Origin of the sequence: Nocardia sp. NPDC058518, assembly GCF_042719655.1 — a bacterium.
Taxonomy (GTDB): domain Bacteria; phylum Actinomycetota; class Actinomycetes; order Mycobacteriales; family Mycobacteriaceae; genus Nocardia.
In genome coordinates, this window is the sequence record NZ_JBHXNJ010000026.1 from 73,290 (window position 1) to 91,984 (window position 18,695).

The following is an 18,695-nucleotide window of genomic DNA, read 5'->3' on the forward strand; positions in this document are numbered from 1 at the left end:
ACCCAGTCTATTACGCGAGGAATACACCGCAGGCCGGACGCAGATGAATACCCGACGACAGATCGTGCCCGCTGTCGAACCGGCGACCGTTACCGGGGGTTACGCCCGCTCCCGCACTGTGGCTTCCGGCATTCGCGCCGAGCCGCGACAGGCGGGCGGATGCCGTGCCTGATCGCGTTCGCGGTGTGGATTCCGATGGCGAAGTCCTTCAGTTGCTTCAACATATCTTCATGGTCCGACTTCCGCGTCATCGGAAGAAGTGGCGTAGAAGACGACTATCGCTAAGATTTAGACATGAGCTCGGTATCGGTGCTGGCCTACGACGGGATGACGGCGTTCGAAACCGGCATCGTCGTCGAGGTCTTCGGTCTGACCTGGCCCGATATCGAGCAGCCCTGGTACGAGCTGAAGATCTGCACCGAAACCCCCGACCCCATCCGCGTGATCGGCGGCGCGACCCTGACCAGCCCGTATGGACTCGCGGAGTTCGCCGCCGCCGACACGGTCGTCGTCCCGAGCGTCGCCGACCCGCGCGCGCCGACCTCGCCGGAATTGATCGACGCGCTTCGCCGGGCGCACAGCAACGGCTCCCGGATCGTGTCGATCTGCTCGGGCGCGTTCGCCCTCGCCGCCGCGGGTCTGCTCGACGGCCGCCGTGCCACCACGCACTGGCGATACGCCGACCTGCTCCGCGAGCGCTATCCCGCTGTCGCGGTCGACCCCGAACCGCTCTACACCGACGAAGGCGACATCCTCACCAGCGCGGGCTGCGCCGCCGGGTTGGATCTGGCACTGCACCTGGTCCGCAAAGATCTGGGCGCGTCCGTCGCCAACGCGGTCGCCCGTCGCCTCGTCATCCAGCCCCACCGCGCGGGCGGCCAAGCCCAATACATCGAATCCCCCATGCCCCCCGAACCCCTCGACGCCCCCATCGCCCGCAGCCTTTCCTGGGCACTCGAACACCTGGCCGACCCGATCGGCGTACCCGATCTCGCCAGGGTGGCAGGCCTGTCGCCGCGCACCTACCTGCGCCATTTCGTCCGGGAAACCGGTGCGACCCCGAGCAAATGGCTGATCGCCCAGCGGATTCAGGCAGCACTGGCGATGCTGGAGACCGGCGACGCACCGATCGAGGAGATCGCGACCGCGGCCGGTTTCGCCACTCCGGTCACCTTCCGGCACCACTTCACGCGAGCCGTGCGGACCTCGCCATCGTCGTACCGGCGCACTTTCCAGACAAGAAAAAGCCCCCCACCTGCGTGAACAAGTGAGGGGCTCTTGGCGGTGGCGGAGGGATTTGAACCCTCGGAGGGGGGTTACCCCTCACACGCTTTCGAGGCGTGCTCCTTAGGCCGCTCGGACACGCCACCGCCGACTACGGTACCGGAGTGGGTGGGAGATTGTTAAATCGGCTGGTCAGCGTTGGTTTTTGAAGAACGTGTCGAGGAGCGCGACGCACTCCGGTTCGAGGATGCCGCCGCGGACCTCGGGGCGGTGGTTGAGGCGGCGGTCGCGGACCACGTCCCAGAGGGAGCCGACGGCACCGGTTTTGGGTTCCCACGCGCCGAAGACGACCTTGCCGATGCGGGCCAGCACCAACGCGCCCGCGCACATGGTGCACGGTTCGAGGGTGACGGCCAGGGTCGCGCCTTCGAGGCGCCATCCGTCGCCGTGAACAGCGGCGGCCGCGCGCAGGGCGAGTACTTCGGCGTGGGCGGTCGGGTCGCCGAGTGCTTCCCTGGCGTTGGTGGCGCGGGCGAGTTCACGGCCTTGCGCGTCGAAGACAACGGCGCCGACCGGCACATCGCGCGGGTCGGCGCCTGCTGCGGCCACCAGGGCGGCGCGCATCATGTCTTCGTCGGTCACCTCGGCATTTTGTCCAGGGCAGCGGCGAACTCGTCGGCGAAACCGAGGCTCTGGGCGATCAAGCCGAGCTGCTCGTCGGGGTAGAGATCGGTGTCGGCGAGAATCACACTGAGTACCGGTTCGGCGAGGCCGAGGTCGGCCAGGACACCCAGGTCGCCCTCTTCCCACGGTTCGACGTCGTCGAGGTCGTCGGGGTCGATGTCGGGGATCTCGACATTGAGTGCGTCGAGAACGTCGGCGGCGATGTCGTAATCGATCGCCGCGGTGGCGTCGGAGACGAGCAGGCGGGTGCCGCTCGGCGCCGGCCGCAACACGATGAAGAATTCGTCGTCGACGTCGATCAAGCCGAACACCGCACCTGAGCTGCGCAAAGCCTTCAGTTCGGTCTCGGCCGCCGACAGATCGTTCAGGGCTTCGGAGCTGAGCGGACTTACCCGCCACGTGCCTTCTTCGCGGACCACGGCCACTGCGAACCCTTCGACGTCGAAGTCGTCATCCGACGTCGCCCTGTTCGTGCCCGAGCGCTGTGCTGCCATGGACCAAACGGTAGTCTGTCCCACCCCTAATGATGAACTCGTGTGCCAATCTGTTCCGATGAGCATCGACCAGCGTGGGGCTGTTTGCGTCCTCGGGACCGGCCTGATCGGCGGTTCACTGCTGCGCGCCGCCGTCGCATCGGGGTACCTGGCGTTCGGCTACAACCGCTCCGAATCCGGGGTCGCCGCGGCGTGTCATGACGGATTCGACGTGTCCGGCGACCTGTCCGCGGTGCTGGTTCGGGCGGCCGAAGTGGACGCGCTGCTGGTGATCGCGGTGCCGATGCCCGCCGTCGAATACCTGCTTGCCGACATCGCCGCGCTCGCGCCAGGGTGCCCGCTGACCGATGTGGTGAGCGTGAAGGGGCCGGTGCTGGCCGCGGTGCGAAAGCACGGACTCGAAGCTCTGTACGTGGGTGGTCATCCGATGGCGGGGACAGCCGAATCCGGCTGGGCCGCAACCGATTCAGATCTGTTCCGGGATGCGGTGTGGGCCGTCGGGGTGGACGAGGGCACGCGGGTAGAACCGTGGTCGCGGGTGGTGCGGCTCGCGTTGGACTGTGGGTCGGTGGTGGTTCCGGTGCTCGCCGAGGAACACGATCAGGCCGTCGCCCGGATCTCGCATCTGCCGCACGTGCTGGCCGAAGCGCTGGCAGCGGCGGGGGCCGCGGGCGGGAAGCTGTCGCTCGGTCTGGCGGCGGGTTCGTTCCGCGACGGAACCCGCGTCGCAGGCACGGCTCCCGACCTCGTGCGCGCCATCTGCGAACCGAACGCGGCCGCGCTGGGACGGGTGCTCGACGAGGCCATCGAGACACTCGTCACTGCCCGCGACTCCCTGCGTGCGGACGGTGACCTCGGCGAACTCGTCGAGACGGGTTTCCGCGGTCGCACCGCGTACGACGACCGCACGACCTGGGACATCACCGGCATCACGCCGGGTACCGGCGACTGGCTCGGCAACCTTCATCGTGCGGGCCGCGACGGTGGGGTGCTCCGCGCACTGTGAGTGCCTGTCCGCGGGGGCTGCTGGGCCGAAACGGCGAGTCAGGCGCGTTCGGCCAGTCCCGGGTAGTCGAGGACGAAGCCTTCCGGGTCGACCGTCAGAGTGGCGCTCGAGACCGGGGAGAGGACGTTGATGCCATCGGCCGCGCTCGAGTAGGTGAGCTCGGCCTCCTGCACCAGCAGGTCGGGTAGTCGTACGTAGACGACCGGGACCTGGACGTCGCCGACGGCGTGCTGGAGGCTGAACCGGCGGATCGGCAGGGTGTTGAAGAACGGGCTCAACACCACGTCGACGTCGAGGGCGCCGCCGAAGGTGGAGCGCACGTGGGTGCCGCCCGCGTCGACGAGCCAGTAGTTCTCCTCGTCCCGCGAGATCGAGGCGTGGCGTTCACCGGCCGCGGTGGTGGTGCGCAGCGACAACCGCCGCGTGGCGCCCGCCTCATCGGTGACCAGATCGTAAGACGCGCTGAACGCCGGGTGCTCGTCGCCGGCACTACCGATCAGCCGTCCCGCCGCCCTGATCCGATTCCCGTTCACCGTCACCCGCACCGATTCCATGCGGGAGTTGTCGTGGGCACGCCAGGTGAGCACCGCGGGCCACCGGGAGGCCGGTTTGATCTCGGTGGGGCCGTCGGCCGGGCCCGGGGCTGGGGTCGTCACCTCTCTACGGTAAGCGACACCAGCCCCGCCGCTACACAACACGAGCGCATCACACCAGCGAATCCCGCCATGCGGCGTGCAATCCGGCGAAGCGTCCCTGGCCCGCGATCAGCTCGGTCGGTGTGCCGTCTTCCACGATCCGGCCACCGTCGAGCACCAGCACCCGGTCGGCAATTGCCACGGTGGACAGCCGGTGGGCGATGATCACGGCCGTGCGGTCGCGCAGCAGCGTCTCGAGCGCGTGCTGAACCAGCCGCTCACCGGGGATATCCAGGCTGGAGGTCGCCTCGTCGAGCACGATCACCGCCGGATCGGCCAGGAACACCCGCGCGAACGCCACCAGCTGACGCTGCCCCGCCGAGAGCCTGCCGCCGCGCGTCCGCACGTCGGTCGCATACCCGTCGGGGAGCCCGGCGACGAACACGTCCAGACCCACCGCCCGCGCGGCCACGGCGACCTCGGCGTCGGTCGCGTCGGGCCTGCCGAGCCGGATGTTGTCGGCGATGGTGCCGGAGAACAGGTAGGCCTCCTGCGTGATCATCACGACGTGCCTGCGCAGCTCGGCATCGGCCAGGTGGCGCAGATCCACCTCGTCGAGCGTGATGACGCCACCGCTCGGGTCGTAGAACCGGGTGAGCAGTTTCGCCAGCGTCGACTTGCCCGCGCCCGTGGCACCGACCAGCGCCACCACCTGTCCGGCCGGGATCGCCAGGTCGAACTCCGGCAGCACCGAGGTGGTGTTGTAGCCGAACCAGACCTTGTCCATCCGCACCGCGCCGGTCGCGCTGGCGAGCGTGGCCGGGCGTTCGGGTTCGGCGACGGCCGGTTCCTCCTCGAGCACGCCGGAGATCTTCTCCAGCGCCGCGGCGGCGGACTGGTAGGAGTTGAACACCTGCGCGAGTTCGTCGAGCGGACCGTAGAACTGGTCGAGGTAGAGCAGGTAGGCGGCGAGCACACCGATCGCGAGGTTGCCCTCCATCACCTGCCAGGCGCCGACCAGCAGCACGATCACCGTGGTCAGCTTGCCGATGAAATTGGACAGCCCGACGTAGTCGCCCATCCCGCGAACCGCGGTCGTGGTCGCCTTCTGGTACGCCGAGTCCTCGACGCCGAGGACCTCCTCGTTGCGGTGTTCGCGACGGAACGCCTGCACCGCGCGCATGCCGCTCATCGATTCGACGAACTGCACGACAACGCGCGAGATCGCGCCACGCGTGCGCCGATAGCCCGCCCGCTGACGCCGCTGCGCCCACCGCGTCACCAGCACCAGCGGCACGAACCCGATCAGCACGATCGAGGCGAGCAGCGGGTCGAGCCAGATCAGCAGCGCCGCGATGGTCACCACCGAGATCACCGCGCTCAGCGCCTGATTCAGCGCGCCTTCGAGCAGCTCCTGCAGGGCTTCGATATCGCTGGTGAGCCGGGTGACGACCTTGCCCGAGGTGTATTTCTCGTGGAACGACACGCTCAACCGCTGGGTGTGCCGGAACGCGCGCACCCGCAGGTCGAACAACACCCGCTGACTCAGCGACCCGGAGGCTCGCAAGAAGGCGAAGGTGGTGAGCCCCGACAGCACCGTCACCGCGACGAACCCGGCGACGGTCGCGATCATCGGCGTCCAATTGCCCTGGCGGCCTTGGCTGATGCCGTGGTCGAGCCCGTAGGCGATGAACAGCGGCAGCGAGACCTTGGCCGCGTTGTCGAGCAGGATCAGGACGAAGGTCGCGATCGCCTGCTTGCGGTAGGGCCGCACCAGATCGAGGAGCAATCGCCGGGATCGCCCGGCCAGCACCAGGTTTCCGGTTCCGGTGACGGTGTCGTCTTCTTTGGCGATACCTCGCCAGTCGGCGGCCAGATCGGATTGCTCCGCCGGCACCGCCTTTTCCGGTGTCACGGTCTCGGTGCTCATGCCTCACCTCCCATCAGTTCGCGGTAGTGGCTGCTCGTGCGCAGCAGCTTCTCGTGGCTGCCCTCGGCGACGATGCGCCCGTCGGCGAGCAGGGCGACGCGATCGGCCAGCGCGGCGGTGGACGGCCGGTGCGCGACGAGCAGGGTGGTCGCCCCGGAGAGCACCGCGCGCAGCCGATCCTGCACGCGCTCTTCGGTTTCCACGTCCAGCGCCGAGAGCGGATCGTCGAGGACCATGATCCGGCCGCTCGCCGCGGTCTCGCCGGTGAGCACGGCTCTGGCCAGCGCCAGACGCTGACGCTGCCCGCCGGACAGACTCATGCCCTGCTCGCCGATGCGGGTGTCGAGTCCCCACGGCAACGCGTCGACGAACTCGCTCGCCTGCGCGATATCGAGCGCCTGACGCACATCGGCATCGGTGGCGCGCGAGTCGCCCAATGCCACGTTCTCGCGCACGCTGGCCGAGAACAGCACCGGTTCCTCGAAGGCCACCGTCACCACCCGGCGCAGCTCGGCCAGACGCAGGGTGGCGATATCGACGCCGTCGATGGTGATCGAGCCGCCGCTGACGTCGTAGAGCCGGGGAATCAGCTCGAGCAGCGCGGTCTTACCGCTGCCCGTCGCGCCGACCAGCGCGACCGTCTCCCCCGGCCGAATCCGCAGCGAGATCTCTTCCAGCACGGTGTGTTCCGGACCGTCGCCGGATCGCGGGTAGGCGAAGCGGACACGATCGATGACCAGTTCCCCGTGCAGCGCGGTGGGTAGTTCCACCGGGTGCGCCGGGTCGGCGATGTCGAGCGGGGTGTCGATGATCTCCCAGTAGCGGTCGGCCGCGGTGCGTGCCTCGAACAGCTCCGACAACAGGAAACCGAGCCAGATGATCGGCCACTGCAGGAACGTGGCCAGCGTGATGCTCGCGACGAGCGTGCCCATCGTCATCGACCCATAGACCACGGAGTAGCCACCCACCCCGAGCGACAACGCGATCGACACGGTCGGCAGGGTCACCAGCGCCGCCCACAGCGTCGCGTCGAGGCGCACCTTCTCCATTTCGGTGCGCTGCAGTTCGCGGGAGAGCGCGGTGAAACGCGATCCGAAGAACCGGCCCCGGCCCAGCGCCTTGAGCACCCGGACGCCCTGCGCGGATTCCTGAGCGATGGTGGCCAGGTCGCCGGACTGGTCCTGCGAACGCCGCGAGGCCACCTCGAACCGGCGGACGAATCGGGCGCAGAACAGCGTCAGCGGCAGCGATGTCACCGTGAAGATCAGTCCCACTTGCCAATTCATCGCGAACAGCGCGATCAGCCCGATGGGCATGATCACCCCGTTGACGATGAGGAACGGGCCGGCGAACGCGACGAACCGCCGCAGCACCGACAGATCGTCGATGGCGCGCGAGAGCAGCTGACCCGACTGCCAGCCGTCGTGGCGGCCGATCGAGAGGGCTTGCAGCTGCGTGAATAGCTTGGCGCGCATGGTGATTTCGAACATCGTCGAGGGCTTGGACACCAGCCATCGCCTGCCCCACATGCCGAACGATTCGAGCGATCCGAGCAGAAAGATCAACGCCACCGGGGCAAGCAGACCGACGAAATCCCGCCGTGCGATCGGCCCGTCGATCACCCGCGCGATGACGAGCGGAATCGCGATCGCGGTGCTCGCGGTGACGATCGCCAGCGCGTTGGCCAGCAGCAGCGGCGCCCGGTATGGCCGGAGAAAGGGCAGAAATCGCCACAGCGACACCATTCCCCTACTCGACCGCGGCGCTGGCCGCTCCGATCTGTCGGCCTCCGATTCGGCGGCCGCCAGCTCTGATGTGACAGACAAAACTCCCCCTTGATGCCCGGTTGGCTGGTTGGTTTCCGGAACGGACGCCTGGTGATGTTCGCACCGGGGTCCGACAAGTTCGGCCCCTCAAGAGTCCCAGAGCACCCCCACCCCCGGCCACCGATTTTCCTCCCGTCGGCACCCCCGCGTCCACCCCCTCCGCGACCGGGCGCCGCACACCTCTCCCGTGCTCGACACCGAGCGAGCCCAGCGCCCAACCGACGGAGAGCACTCGACCCTCATGACCGCTCGTTCGCGGTCGGCCCGCAGTTCAGTGGCCCGATACAATGCGGCGCAGGCGCGAATATCGGCCGCCGAACAGCGGGCCGATCATGGGCCGCGAACTCGAGCGCGCCCGCGCTCCAAAGACACAGGGGTCGTTGATGCGGATGGTCGGGTTGTTCGCCGGGATCGGCGGGCTCGAACTCGGTCTGAGCAGGCATGGCTGGGCGTCGGAGCTGCTGTGCGAGATCGACCCCGGCGCCCAGGGCGTGCTCGCCGCTCGTTTCCCCGATACGGACCTGCACGGCGACATCACCCGCCTGCGTTCACTGCCCGCAGGCACCGAGCTCGTCGCGGCCGGTTTCCCCTGCCAGGATCTCTCGCAGGCCGGGCGCACCGCGGGCATCACCGGTCGACGATCGGGCCTGGTGGACGAGGTCTTCCGGCTGGTTCGCAGGCAGCGCGGGCCGCGGTGGTTGTTGATCGAGAATGTCCCGTTCATGCTGCAGCTGGGTCGCGGTGCGGCCATGCGCCACATCACCGCGGCGCTCGAGGAACTCGGGTACGCCTGGGCGTACCGGGTCGTCGACGGGCGCGCGTTCGGCTTGCCGCAACGGCGTCAGCGCGTGCTGATGCTGGCTTCGCGCACCGAGGACCCCCGCCAGGTGCTGTTCGGCGACGATGCCGGGCCGCGCGACTACGGCGACCCGGACCGCGATCCGTGTGGCTTCTACTGGACCGAAGGTGTGCGTGGCCTCGGCTGGGCGGTGAACGCGGTGCCCACCCTCAAGGGCGGTTCCGGGCTCGGCATCGCCAGTCCGCCCGCGATCCGGCTACCCGCGGGCGAGATCGTGACGCCGGGGATCATCGACGGTGAGCGATTACAGGGCTTCGACGCCGACTGGACCGCCCCCGCCCTCGACGTTCCTGGCGTGCGCCACGGTCATCGCTGGAAACTGGTGGGCAACGCGGTGAGTGTGCGGATGGCGAACTGGGTCGGTGAACGCCTGGCCGCACCGTCGGATCCGCTGACCGTGGGCGAGCCGATCGCCGCGGGCCAGCCGTGGCCGAGCGCCGCCTGGGGTCACGCGGGCGTCGTGCACAAAGTTCCCCTCTCGACCTGGCCGGTCCACGAGCCCTACGAGGACCTGAAGAACTTCCTCACCGAACCTCGCCTGCTCTCCCCCCGCGCGACGGCGGGGTTCCTGCGGCGCACCGAGATGGGAAACCTGCGCTTCCCGCCCGGATTCCTCGACGATGTCCGCGACCACCTCGACCGCATGGGCGGCTGGGCGGCATGAGCGCACGGCGCGCTGCCGGCGGGGAATCACCCCACGAGGCGGTTGCTTCGTCGCCACCGACCTCATCGGCTGCGCGCAGGCTGGTGACCGACGCGGCGACAAGCGCGCGCATGTCCAAGCAGCGCCGCGTGAATACCGCTCCAGAGCTGGCACTACGCCGTGAATTGCACCGCGCGGGCCTGCGCTATTTCGTCGACCGCCCGCCGGTCAAGGGCCAGCGTCGTCGCGCGGATGTGGTTTTTCCCCGGCTGCGCATCGCGGTCTATGTCGACGGGTGTTTCTGGCATCGATGCCCTGATCACGCGACCGATCCGAAGAACAACGCGCAGTGGTGGGCCGACAAACTGGCCGGCAATGTCGCCCGAGATCGGGCCACCGATGCCGCGTTGACGGCGGCGGGCTGGCAGGTGGTGCGGGTGTGGGAGCACGAGGATCCACACAAAGCAGCCGAGCGGATCACCTCATTGGTGGAGCGATCCAAGCTCGGCTGACCTGCGATTATTGTAGATTTTCAGCGACGCCGCGGCGTGCGTTCGGCGCGCACTCGCACCCGTGCGCGCGACGAATCCGCCGCGACGAATCCGGACACGGCCAGCGCCAGGATCGTGGCGAAACTTGCCAGCGCGATCACATAGCTCATCGAGGACCTCTCCGTTGGTTACCAACCACCCTGCACGGTGAACCTGACAGCAACCTGTGCGTGCCTGTGACCCCTGATGAAACCACGTCCGCGCTCTCGACGCGCGCCTGGTAGGAGCGTCGAGGCCGGACACGCACAATGGTCGGTGTGACCGAATCCGCACGGCACACCCGTGGCTACTCGTTGCTGATCGCCCTCGCGATCGCGATCGCGGGCCTGTGCTATTCGTCCTGGCTGCTGGAATTCGCGCTGCCGATCGACACCGACCCGGTCAACGACTTCCTCAGTGAACTCGATGCCGAGGGCAAGCCTTATCGCGAGGTGTTCGCCACCGCCGACAAAGTGGCCGGCCTGTTGCTGATCCCGGCGGCGCTGGGTGGACTGCTCGTTTTCCAGCGCCGCCGGTTGACCACGATCGGCTGGGCGGCCCTGTTGTGTTTCGGCGCGTCAACGATCGCCGACGCCCTGCTCCCGCTCCACGACTGCGCCCCAGATGACACCACTTGCGGCGGCGACAGCGGACTGTTCCCGCAACTACACCAACCGCACGCGCTCACGAGCACGCTGGCCGTCACCTCGATCGCGGTGGCGGCGTTCGCGTTCAGCGCCGCCGCCTACCGCTACCACCGCTGGCGAATCCTGCGCGAGTTCGGCGTCGCCGTGCTGGTCCTCGGGTCGGCGGCGACCATCTGGATGATGGTCGCCGACAACCTGTCCGGCTCCTACGCACTCGGCATCGCCCAGCGAATCCAAGTCGGCACCATGTCGCTGTGGCTGCTCGCCCTGGCCACCGCGGTACTCATCGAGGCACGCGAGTGGACTAGTTGACGGTGATCTTCACTGTGTAGCCGTCGATCTTCGCGGGCAGCTTGGTGGTGTCGACCGCGAGCACCTCGCCGGTGTCCTGCACGCCGTTGGGCAGCGTCTTGGGCTTCAACCCGAACGGGGGCTGTTCGCCCTGGCTGGCGGCCAGACCGAAGTCGCTGTCGTTGGCGATGTAGATGGTCTTGCCGCCGTCGAGGGTGGCGATGCCTTCGATCTTGTCGTGACCGAAGAACCTGCCCTTCTCGTCGAGCGCGGCGACCAGCGCGGAGAGGTCGAGGTTGCTCTTCTTCGCGACGGGGGTGACGCCCGCCTTGGTCAGCGCGGCGACGGCATCGGCGGTCGGAGTGACACCGATCAGTGTTTCCAGCGGCTTGCCGTCGATCAGCAGGCCGCCCTTCTCGGCGTCATAGGTCGCGCCGGGCACGGTGGACTGCGGGCCGACATCGGTCGCGCCCGCGATATCGATGGTCCAGATCTTCTTGTCCGACTTGGGTGCGAGGTTGCCGTCGCGCTCGTCGACCAGGAAGGTGGTGGCGCTGAGCGCGGTGATCTCCGAGACCGCGACCTTGGACTGCTTCGGGTTCTCCAGTGGGTACAGGAATTCCTTCTGCGCCTTGGTCTTCAGGTCGACGGTCACGATGCGCGCGAACGGCACCTCCTTGGCCGAACCACTCAGACCGGGGGTGTTGAGCGCGCTCTGCACCATGCCGACCAGGGTGCTGCCGTCGGGGGTGATGGTCAGCCCCTCCATGCCCTGATTGGGAGTGCGCAGCGCGATCTCCTTCGGCAAGCCGTTGCCGGGGGCGAGCCGCTCGATCTCTTTGCCCTTGGCGTCGAAATGCACCAGGAACGGACCGTATTCGTCGGAGATCCAGAAGGTGCCGTCGGCCAGTGCGACCAGGCCTTCGGGGTCGATGCCGTGATCGGTGGGCGGCAGGACGTTGCCCTGTAGGTCCTTGATGGTCTCGCCGGTGCCGGCCGAGGTATCGACCTGGCCGTTGAACGGTGCGCCCGACGAGCTGTGCAGCTCGATGCTCGACTGCAGCTCCGCCCGGTTGCCGACCAGCTTGAACCGGCCGATCTTCGGCACGAAACTCGGTGTCGGCGACAGCTTTTCATTCTTGGCCGGACCATCGACGTTCGGGCCGCGGTCGGTGAGTCCGTAGAACTCGTCGGCGCTGCCCGGCACCGGGGTCCAGGCCGAGCCGAAACCGCTGCCCTGCACCGTGGTGCCGCCGAATTCACCGAGCACCGGAATGTCGGTGGTGTAGAGGCGAACCGCGTCGGTGGTGGTGACCGTGAACTGGTCGAAACCGGTGTAGCCGGCGCTCGGGGTGTAGACGTAGGCGCCGTCGGCGCGGCGGGTGATGTTGCCGTGCTCGGGCTCGAGGCTCACCCCGAGCACCGCGCTGGTGCCGGCCTTGGCGACCAGGTCGTCGAGCGTGATCACCAGCGGCTGGTCCTTGCCCGCGGTGAAGCGGGCATCGGGATCCGGCGATGAGCAGCCCGCCACAACGGCGGCAGCGCACAGCGCGGCGGTGAGAGGAAGGAGGCGTAGACCTGGACGTGCGTTCACTTGGCATGCATACCGTCGTGAGCCGACCAGGAGACGACCGGCAAATGAATTGCCCTCCACCGCTCGGTGGACCATTCTGGCGGCCATGACCACAACTCGGGTGAACATTTCCTCAGCCTCCGATTTCGAAGATGTCGTCGGGTATTCGCGGGCGGTACGGGTCGGCAACCAGGTCGTCGTCAGTGGCACCACGGCCGCCGTCACCGGTGGGGGTGCCGTCGGCGGCGACGACATCGGCGCCCAGACCCGTGAGGTCCTTGCCCGCATCGCCACCGCGCTGGAGCAGGCCGGGGCGAGTGTGCGCGACGTGGTGCGCACGCGCATCTTCGTCACCGATATCGCCCGCTGGCCCGAGATCGCGGCCGCTCATGCCGAGGTGTTCGGCACGATCCGCCCCGCGGCCTCCATGTACGAGGTCACCGCGCTGATCGCCCCCGAACTGCTGGTCGAGATCGAGGCGGACGCGATCATCGCTGACTGAATCGTCACACGAGCCCGCTCCGGCGATCCGGCGTCGACAGCCGAAAATGCCGAGTTGTCCACAGGTGCAGAGTTATCCACAGGGCGGTTTCGACGCCGCCGTTATCGCCCATGCGCCGGAGTCCGGAGCACTACTCTCGAATCTGTGACCAGCGAAACGGCTACTCCCACCGATCTGCTCGATCAGGTCGCCGCCTCCACCGCGCGCTTCGACACCGCGATCGGCACACTCACCGACGCGGCCCTGGCCGAACCGTCCCTGTTACCGGGGTGGACCCGCGGTCATGTGCTTGCCCATCTGTCGCGCAATGCCGACAGCCTGCTGAATCTGCTGCTGTGGGCCCGCACCGGCATAGAGATGCCGCAGTATCCGAGCGTCGCCATCCGCGATGCCGACATCGAGGCGGGCGCACCCCGCCCGCTCACCGTGCAGCACGCCGACTTCACCGCCACGGCGCACCGCTGGCAGGCCGTCGCCACCACCATGCCCGCCGCCGACTGGCAGGCCGAGGTCCGCAACCGCCAGGGCGGCACCCTCACCGCCGACCAGATCCCCTGGATGCGCCTGCGCGAGACCGAAATCCACCACGTGGACCTCGACATCGGCTACACCCCCGCCGACTGGCCAGCCCCCTTCGTCGCCCGCCTACTCCCCGAGGCCGCTGCCGACCTGTCCACCAAACTCCTCCCCGAAGCCACCCCCACCTTCGACATCCAGTCCACAGACACCGATTTCATCACCACCATCGGCCCCGGCCGCCCCCACCACACCGTCCTCGGCCCAGCCAGCGCCCTGTTAGCTTGGCTCCTCGGCCGCACCGACGGAGCAGACCTCACTGGCCCACTCCCCCCGCTGCCGGCCTGGAAGTAACACCTGCGCCACCGACAGTCGTCGGAAAGAATTCGATAACCACGACCGCCGATAATCAATGTCATGAAATCTATTGCTGCACTGGGCATTCAGTTGCTCTCTGTGGTCGCGGTGGCAGGTATCGGGCCGACCGTCGCCGCAGCACCCGCATCCGCCGACTCGACGCTGTACGCGTCGATCGCCATCTCATACCGGACCGGCGCGACAGCCGCGTCCTGGAACTACCGTTACGAGTGGGCCGCAGAGGACGCCGCCGAGGACGCCTGTGGAAGCGACGACTGCGTCGCATACGTCAACACGGCGAGCGGCCTGTGCGCCGCTGTCGCCCGTGCAGCGGACAACACCTGGATGTGGGCGAGGGCATATTCCCGAGCCGAGGCCGCGGCGAACGCCATCGGCGCCTCCACCGGTCCACGACCGCAGGTCATCCAAACGGTCTGCCAGGACTCAGCGTGGGGAATCGGCGCGATCCAAACCGCCGCCCCTCAGCAACCCCTCGAATGAGTAAGGCCAATGCTTCAGCGAATAGGTAAGGCCAGTGCTTCAGCGGCGGTGCGCTAGGGGCAAACGAAAACCGCCTCTCACCAGAAAATCCTGGTGAGAGGCGGATTGTTGTGCGCCCGAAGGGATTCGAACCCCTAACCTCTTGGTTGTTCCGTTGCTCCGCGGCTGTCTGCTGACGTTTCTTCAAACCTACTGCTACCAGCGTGTTTGCGATCGTCACTACGTGGCTGTCTGCCGCTGTTTGCCCGGATCGCCGGGGGTTTGTACTGGGAAAGTAGCGGGTCAGTCATGTTGCCTGCCCTGGCTTTGATGACCCCATGACGTGGGGCGTCCCACGAGCGTCCCCGCCGAAGCACCGTCCAGCTGACGGTCGCGGCCTGGAGATCGGCGTGCAGGGCGTCTGTCTACGGCGTGAACCATCTGATGTACTGATTGCTTGGCTCGATGATCTTGGCGGATTTCTTCGAATTGCACTCGCTACACAGCAATTGAAGGTTCGTGACGTCGTTCAAACCACCCTCCGCGAGGGGAACCATGTGGTCGTAGTTCTCCTTGGACATGGCATTCAACAGCCCGGTCAGGTCACGCCGGCAGTAGGTGCAATGCCCTTGATCGCGGAAGAAGACAGCTCGCTGGGCCCACTCCGGGATCGTCCGGCGCTTGAGTCGGCCTGGTCGAGCGAAGAGGCTGGCGACCTCGGGTTCTTCGCTGCACATCTCGGCGTCAAGCTCAGAAACGAGAGTCGCGGCGATCCAGTTGAGGTTGTACAGCATGGTTCGGTACGGAAAGACGGTGTGGAAAACCTCGTCGGCCATCGTGCCCAAGAGCTGTTCATAGGGGGCGCTCCACATCACTTCGTTGACGAAGTAGTCGTGGCAGACCTCGTCGGCATCAAGGGTGCGTGGAACATCAAAGCTGTCGTCGCCGCGTTCGAGGCCGTAGTGGCGCAATGCCACCGTCACCGACATGTACCGGACCGTCCGGACCTCACCGGGTGCGCTCCTGTCGCGAACCTCCCACGTCGACGGTGTGGCGTCCGCTTCGTCGTAGTACATGTCGTGGGCCGCCATTCGCGCGAGGCGGTGAACGAGGGTGTCCTTTGGCCACGTCGCAATGAACTGGGCCTCGGAGCGCTGGTCGTGGATGCGGGCGACGGTCGGCATGCCGGTAGCAGCCATGTCGTAGAGCCGATTGGCGAGTTCGAAGGTGCGATGGCCGTTGTGGGAGAACCATTCTCGATCCAGAGCGTTCGACGAGCGCATGGCGCCGATGCTATCCGTGCCCACCGACGCGAGGGCCGTGTTGTGCCGTGTCCGCAGGGCTGCCCGGTCGGTCCGTGTGCGGGAGACAGGGGTCATCGTGCCCTTCGATCCTTTTGCCGGCCGCAAGAACATGCAGTATGTCCTGGGCTGATTCTCAATTTCAGAAGTAACCGACGACCTCAAAGAACCACTTCTGACCTGGGCTTTTGTTTTCAGAAGTGATCCATCTAACCGTTGATCATGCCTAGGCGCCTAGAGACTAGACAAGACAAGGAGATCGACTAGATCGCCGAAGCCGCTTAGCGTCATGGCCTGGGTGATGAGCTAAACGATGAGGTGGACAAGCTACGCGAACTGCTGCTCCGGAGGCAGCCTCGGCCCGTTCGTGCCGGTATTTGTCCATCTTCCGGCGTACCGTGACCTGCCGATTCTGTCCGGTGACATCCGGGGTTGTTCGGGGTACTTGTGACAACGTGGTGACACTCGGAGCGGCCGTCGACGGCTCATCGTCGAAGATCCGCTCATGGCGATGAGCGTGCGTTGTCCCGGGGCAGTGGCAGTGGGCTCGCGCAGCCGAGCGCAATCACCAGCCGATGTCAAACACTCGGAAGGAAGACAAAGTTGGCGGCGCTGTGACGCTCATTCGCGGTATTGATCCGTGGTTAGCTACAGAGATGGCATCCAAGGCGCGACTCGCATTCGACAAGAACTGCGAAGATGTTGATCGCCTCCTCGAGGTCCACGTGAGTCTCACTGGGACCGCTCCAGGCCGACGGCGACAGGTCGAGGTGTTGAACAAGGCTGGTGTTGTACTCATTACAGCCTTCTGGGAAGCGTACTGCGAGGACATCGCAGCAGAAGGGGCGCGGCACTTGGTCAAGCACGCGAAGTCCGCCAACGACTTGCCCGAACATCTGAAGAAGCTTGTAGCCAAAGAGCTCTCGGATCAGAAGCATGATCTCGCTGCCTGGCAGCTCGCTGACAACGGCTGGCGAACATTCATCGAGGCGCGGTTGGCATCGATTGAGGCCGAGCGAAACCGTCGGCTAAATACTCCGAAGACGTCCCAGATCGACGAGCTGTTTGCAAGATCGCTGGGTATCGAGCAGATGTCGAAGTCTTGGGCATGGCCCCGAAACCCCGCAACGAAGACCGCCGCGAAGCTCGATGCCTTTGTGACGCTGCGGGGGTCAGTTGCGCATCGGGGCACTGCTGCTGGTGGAGTCAAGAAGAAGGATGTAGTCGACTACTACACACTTGTGAAGAAGTTGGTCAGCCTTACCGGAGGCAAGGTCAACGGTTCGGTGCGGAAGTCAACCGGAAAGCCGCTTTGGGAACCGAGGAAACGGGCGTCGACGGTTCCTGCTACCTAACCACTGCCGATTGGTGAGGGTTCCAGGGCTCGCTGGCGACGCCCGGGGATAGCCTCTGGTGGCGTTGCAATCTAATTTCAGCTTGTCCGTCAACTTGTGCATCCGAATGTCCGGAAATGCCGCTTATCGCGCGCACTCGGTGACTGGCATTGGCCCTGTTCTGCGGCGGGGTGCGCCCATGGGGGCTGGCTCACCTGCCTGCCCGATACAGCCTGCCGTTCACGCGCAGAGGCTCGCAGGTCAAGGGTTGCAAGCAATCAGCGAAGCTGATGCCATCGGCGCCCTTGATGTGTGAGGGGCGCGGGATCACAATGCAGGCCAACCCAGAACAGGGCCTCGCGGCCACCGGTCGCGATAGGTCACTCGTCGTAGAAGTCCTCGTCATCTGAATAGAACCAGGAGCAGGAAGCTCTGGCAGCCGGGTTCGCTTCCGTCACGATCCGTCTTATTGACGCGTCTACTGAATCCTGCCAGCTCTCGAACTCTCTCCCGCTCGGGTGGCGTGCCAAGAAGTCGTCGTAATCCAGGTCGTCTGTCGATCCGTGCATCGTCCACCGCCCGTCATCCGTGGGCGTGAGCTGCCCATGGTTCGGCTCCAGCCCTTCCTGTCCCAGGAACGCGCGTACTGCAGGTAGCACTAGGTTGGCCTGCTGCACTGTGAGCGGCTCCCATATGCGGAAGGTGTATCGAAACTGGTTGTTCACGAGCCGAATGCTAGGGCAGCAGAACGACATTCACCTTCGGGCGAATCCGCAATGGACCGAATCCGTTCAGCCACGCGGCCACCGGTCGCGATACCACCACCCACACCGCGGATTCCGTTCAGCAATTCGCCGGGCAGGTGTGCCGGGCCTGGAGTCGACGTCGTTGGCGACCCGCTACCGGCTTCGTTGACGGCGGCCAGGCGGTGAGAAAAGGGGCCGAGCCCCCTCCCAGTCAGTAGTCGAGGGCGGCGAGGGAACGTTCGGTGGTGAGGAAGGCGCGCTAGTGGGTGGGGCAGTAGGTGTAGGTGGCGGTGCGGTTCTGCCACTCGGACTCGGCGAGGTGGGTGGCGGGGTCGGTGCAATCGCGGATGTCGCAGATCGTGGCGGGGGTGATGTTCATGGTCGGGGGCCTTCCGTGTCGGTGGGATCTGGGCTCGCCGGACCAGGCCACACCCACCCCGGCACGGGCTCACCACCCGAGGGGGTCACCCGGCTGACCAACCAAAAGTGAGATGACACCCCTGAAAATGACGTCGCCGCGGGTGACCCCCTCGGGTGGTGACACCGCTTGGTCCTTGCCGGGGTGGGTGCGGTCTGGTACGCCATCGGCAGATTCTGCCGACACGGAAGGACCGGCCATCACCCCCGCCACGATCTGCAGCATCCCCCGCGGTTGCACCGACCCCGCCACCCACCGGAGGGTGACCCCGATGACGGAAGCGCACCTACACCTACGCCGGTCACCTGCTACCGCGAATTTCCGTTCAGCAATTGGTCGCATCTGGTGAGCGGCTTGGTGATCGGGCACCTGCGCTGCGGATTCCGGGTGGCCTGGTGACGGCTTGGTGACCGCCTACGCGAGTTCGGTAGCCAGGGCCTTATGAGGCAATCGAGCGAAGCTCGTGCGGCAGCACCGTCTCGTCGGCCTCGTCCACTGCTCACGGTCGATGCTGTGGTGAGCTGGTCAGAGTTCCGATCGCCTGCTTTCGGCGCAGAGCGTCGCCGACGTGCCGACGCGCCCCGGCTGCGCCTTACCTGCCTGGGGTGCGCGTCGAAGCGCGGCGGGCGGGGCCGGCGGCGGGCGCGCGCGGCCCCTGGCGGGAGAATCGAAAAATAAAAAACACAACCCCACACAAAA

The 18,695-nt window shown here is 66.6% G+C and carries 18 protein-coding genes and 1 tRNA gene; 9 read left to right on the forward strand and 10 right to left on the reverse strand.

Annotated features, from left to right (window positions below; all coding sequences use genetic code 11):
* Positions 1 to 294: 294 nt before the first annotated feature.
* Positions 295 to 1,263, forward strand: coding sequence for a helix-turn-helix domain-containing protein (locus ACFWPX_RS32045; protein WP_378931742.1), 969 nt, complete (start codon positions 295 to 297; stop codon positions 1,261 to 1,263).
* Between the two features lie 16 nt (positions 1,264 to 1,279).
* Here ACFWPX_RS32045 and ACFWPX_RS32050 read toward each other — a convergent pair.
* The 3 genes from ACFWPX_RS32050 to ACFWPX_RS32060 all read right to left on the reverse strand — a co-directional run bounded on the left by ACFWPX_RS32050 (position 1,280) and on the right by ACFWPX_RS32060 (position 2,402).
* A tRNA-Ser gene (locus tag ACFWPX_RS32050) sits at positions 1,280 to 1,370 on the reverse strand.
* Between the two features lie 46 nt (positions 1,371 to 1,416).
* A complete protein-coding gene (locus ACFWPX_RS32055; RefSeq protein WP_378915287.1) occupies positions 1,417 to 1,851 on the reverse strand; it encodes a nucleoside deaminase in 435 nt (144 codons plus the stop codon).
* A gap of 11 nt (positions 1,852 to 1,862) precedes the next feature.
* Positions 1,863 to 2,402 (reverse strand): tRNA adenosine deaminase-associated protein, encoded by a 540-nt coding sequence (locus tag ACFWPX_RS32060; protein WP_378915155.1) that lies wholly within the window; start codon positions 2,400 to 2,402, stop codon positions 1,863 to 1,865.
* A gap of 58 nt (positions 2,403 to 2,460) precedes the next feature.
* On the opposite strand from ACFWPX_RS32060, the gene ACFWPX_RS32065 reads away from it, so the two are divergent.
* Positions 2,461 to 3,408: a prephenate dehydrogenase gene (locus tag ACFWPX_RS32065; RefSeq protein WP_378931745.1), complete on the forward strand. Its 948-nt coding sequence runs from the start codon at positions 2,461 to 2,463 to the stop codon at positions 3,406 to 3,408.
* A 38-nt stretch (positions 3,409 to 3,446) separates the two neighbouring features.
* On the opposite strand, the gene ACFWPX_RS32070 is transcribed toward ACFWPX_RS32065, so the two are convergent.
* The 3 genes from ACFWPX_RS32070 to ACFWPX_RS32080 are packed head-to-tail and all read right to left on the reverse strand — an operon-like array spanning position 3,447 to position 7,718.
* A complete protein-coding gene (locus ACFWPX_RS32070; RefSeq protein WP_378915151.1) occupies positions 3,447 to 4,064 on the reverse strand; it encodes a putative glycolipid-binding domain-containing protein in 618 nt (205 codons plus the stop codon).
* A gap of 49 nt (positions 4,065 to 4,113) precedes the next feature.
* Positions 4,114 to 5,973 (reverse strand): ABC transporter ATP-binding protein, encoded by a 1,860-nt coding sequence (locus tag ACFWPX_RS32075; RefSeq protein ID WP_378931747.1) that lies wholly within the window; start codon positions 5,971 to 5,973, stop codon positions 4,114 to 4,116.
* Positions 5,970 to 7,718 (reverse strand): ABC transporter ATP-binding protein, encoded by a 1,749-nt coding sequence (locus tag ACFWPX_RS32080; protein WP_378931749.1) that lies wholly within the window; start codon positions 7,716 to 7,718, stop codon positions 5,970 to 5,972. Before ACFWPX_RS32080 ends, ACFWPX_RS32075 begins: the two co-directional genes overlap by 4 nt.
* Positions 7,719 to 8,188: 470 nt before the next feature.
* Between ACFWPX_RS32080 and ACFWPX_RS32085 the strand changes: the two genes are divergently transcribed.
* Positions 8,189 to 9,322 (forward strand): DNA cytosine methyltransferase, encoded by a 1,134-nt coding sequence (locus tag ACFWPX_RS32085; protein ID WP_378931767.1) that lies wholly within the window; start codon positions 8,189 to 8,191, stop codon positions 9,320 to 9,322.
* 80 nt (positions 9,323 to 9,402) lie between these two features.
* Positions 9,403 to 9,813, forward strand: a complete 411-nt coding sequence (locus tag ACFWPX_RS32090; RefSeq protein ID WP_378931769.1) for a very short patch repair endonuclease — start codon at positions 9,403 to 9,405, stop codon at positions 9,811 to 9,813.
* Positions 9,814 to 9,833: 20 nt separating this feature from the next.
* On the opposite strand, the gene ACFWPX_RS32095 is transcribed toward ACFWPX_RS32090, so the two are convergent.
* On the reverse strand, positions 9,834 to 9,962 hold the full coding sequence (locus tag ACFWPX_RS32095; protein ID WP_378931751.1) for a hypothetical protein: 129 nt from the start codon (positions 9,960 to 9,962) through the stop codon (positions 9,834 to 9,836).
* Positions 9,963 to 10,109: 147 nt separating this feature from the next.
* Between ACFWPX_RS32095 and ACFWPX_RS32100 the strand changes: the two genes are divergently transcribed.
* On the forward strand, positions 10,110 to 10,790 hold the full coding sequence (locus tag ACFWPX_RS32100) for a DUF998 domain-containing protein (RefSeq protein WP_378931753.1): 681 nt from the start codon (positions 10,110 to 10,112) through the stop codon (positions 10,788 to 10,790).
* On the opposite strand, the gene ACFWPX_RS32105 is transcribed toward ACFWPX_RS32100, so the two are convergent.
* Positions 10,783 to 12,363, reverse strand: coding sequence for an esterase-like activity of phytase family protein (locus ACFWPX_RS32105; RefSeq protein WP_378931755.1), 1,581 nt, complete (start codon positions 12,361 to 12,363; stop codon positions 10,783 to 10,785). The genes ACFWPX_RS32100 and ACFWPX_RS32105 overlap by 8 nt on opposite strands.
* An 85-nt stretch (positions 12,364 to 12,448) precedes the next feature.
* Here ACFWPX_RS32105 and ACFWPX_RS32110 point away from each other — a divergent pair, with 85 nt between their 5' ends.
* From ACFWPX_RS32110 to ACFWPX_RS32120, 3 genes are all read left to right on the forward strand, one after another.
* A complete protein-coding gene (locus ACFWPX_RS32110) occupies positions 12,449 to 12,844 on the forward strand; it encodes a Rid family hydrolase (RefSeq protein ID WP_378915138.1) in 396 nt (131 codons plus the stop codon).
* 144 nt (positions 12,845 to 12,988) lie between these two features.
* Entirely contained in the window at positions 12,989 to 13,714 is a 726-nt protein-coding gene (locus ACFWPX_RS32115) for a maleylpyruvate isomerase family mycothiol-dependent enzyme (protein ID WP_378915137.1), read from the forward strand.
* Between the two features lie 63 nt (positions 13,715 to 13,777).
* The gene (locus ACFWPX_RS32120) at positions 13,778 to 14,218 is read left to right on the forward strand and encodes a DUF4189 domain-containing protein (protein ID WP_378915136.1); all 441 of its coding nucleotides are present in this window, start codon (positions 13,778 to 13,780) and stop codon (positions 14,216 to 14,218) included.
* A gap of 404 nt (positions 14,219 to 14,622) precedes the next feature.
* Here ACFWPX_RS32120 and ACFWPX_RS32125 read toward each other — a convergent pair whose 3' ends face one another.
* Positions 14,623 to 15,576, reverse strand: a complete 954-nt coding sequence (locus ACFWPX_RS32125) for an HNH endonuclease (RefSeq protein WP_378931757.1) — start codon at positions 15,574 to 15,576, stop codon at positions 14,623 to 14,625.
* 497 nt (positions 15,577 to 16,073) lie between these two features.
* On the opposite strand from ACFWPX_RS32125, the gene ACFWPX_RS32130 reads away from it, so the two are divergent.
* Entirely contained in the window at positions 16,074 to 16,853 is a 780-nt protein-coding gene (locus tag ACFWPX_RS32130; protein WP_378931759.1) for a HEPN domain-containing protein, read from the forward strand.
* Positions 16,854 to 17,212: 359 nt separating this feature from the next.
* Here the strand turns inward: ACFWPX_RS32130 and ACFWPX_RS32135 are convergent, their stop codons facing one another.
* Complete coding sequence (locus tag ACFWPX_RS32135) at positions 17,213 to 17,557, reverse strand: hypothetical protein (RefSeq protein ID WP_378931761.1); 345 nt, start codon at positions 17,555 to 17,557, stop codon at positions 17,213 to 17,215.
* Positions 17,558 to 18,695 lie beyond the last annotated feature (1,138 nt).

Coding starts and splice junctions, on each gene's coding strand:
- ACFWPX_RS32045 (WP_378931742.1), top strand. CDS start 295: ATGAGCTCGGTATCGGTGCTGGCCTACGACGGGATGACGGCGTTCGAA.
- ACFWPX_RS32055 (WP_378915287.1), bottom strand. CDS start 1,851: ATGATGCGCGCCGCCCTGGTGGCCGCAGCAGGCGCCGACCCGCGCGAT.
- ACFWPX_RS32060 (WP_378915155.1), bottom strand. CDS start 2,402: ATGGCAGCACAGCGCTCGGGCACGAACAGGGCGACGTCGGATGACGAC.
- ACFWPX_RS32065 (WP_378931745.1), top strand. CDS start 2,461: ATGAGCATCGACCAGCGTGGGGCTGTTTGCGTCCTCGGGACCGGCCTG.
- ACFWPX_RS32075 (WP_378931747.1), bottom strand. CDS start 5,973: ATGAGCACCGAGACCGTGACACCGGAAAAGGCGGTGCCGGCGGAGCAA.
- ACFWPX_RS32080 (WP_378931749.1), bottom strand. CDS start 7,718: ATGGTGTCGCTGTGGCGATTTCTGCCCTTTCTCCGGCCATACCGGGCG.
- ACFWPX_RS32085 (WP_378931767.1), top strand. CDS start 8,189: ATGGTCGGGTTGTTCGCCGGGATCGGCGGGCTCGAACTCGGTCTGAGC.
- ACFWPX_RS32095 (WP_378931751.1), bottom strand. CDS start 9,962: ATGAGCTATGTGATCGCGCTGGCAAGTTTCGCCACGATCCTGGCGCTG.
- ACFWPX_RS32110 (WP_378915138.1), top strand. CDS start 12,449: ATGACCACAACTCGGGTGAACATTTCCTCAGCCTCCGATTTCGAAGAT.
- ACFWPX_RS32120 (WP_378915136.1), top strand. CDS start 13,778: ATGAAATCTATTGCTGCACTGGGCATTCAGTTGCTCTCTGTGGTCGCG.
- ACFWPX_RS32125 (WP_378931757.1), bottom strand. CDS start 15,576: ATGACCCCTGTCTCCCGCACACGGACCGACCGGGCAGCCCTGCGGACA.
- ACFWPX_RS32130 (WP_378931759.1), top strand. CDS start 16,074: ATGTCAAACACTCGGAAGGAAGACAAAGTTGGCGGCGCTGTGACGCTC.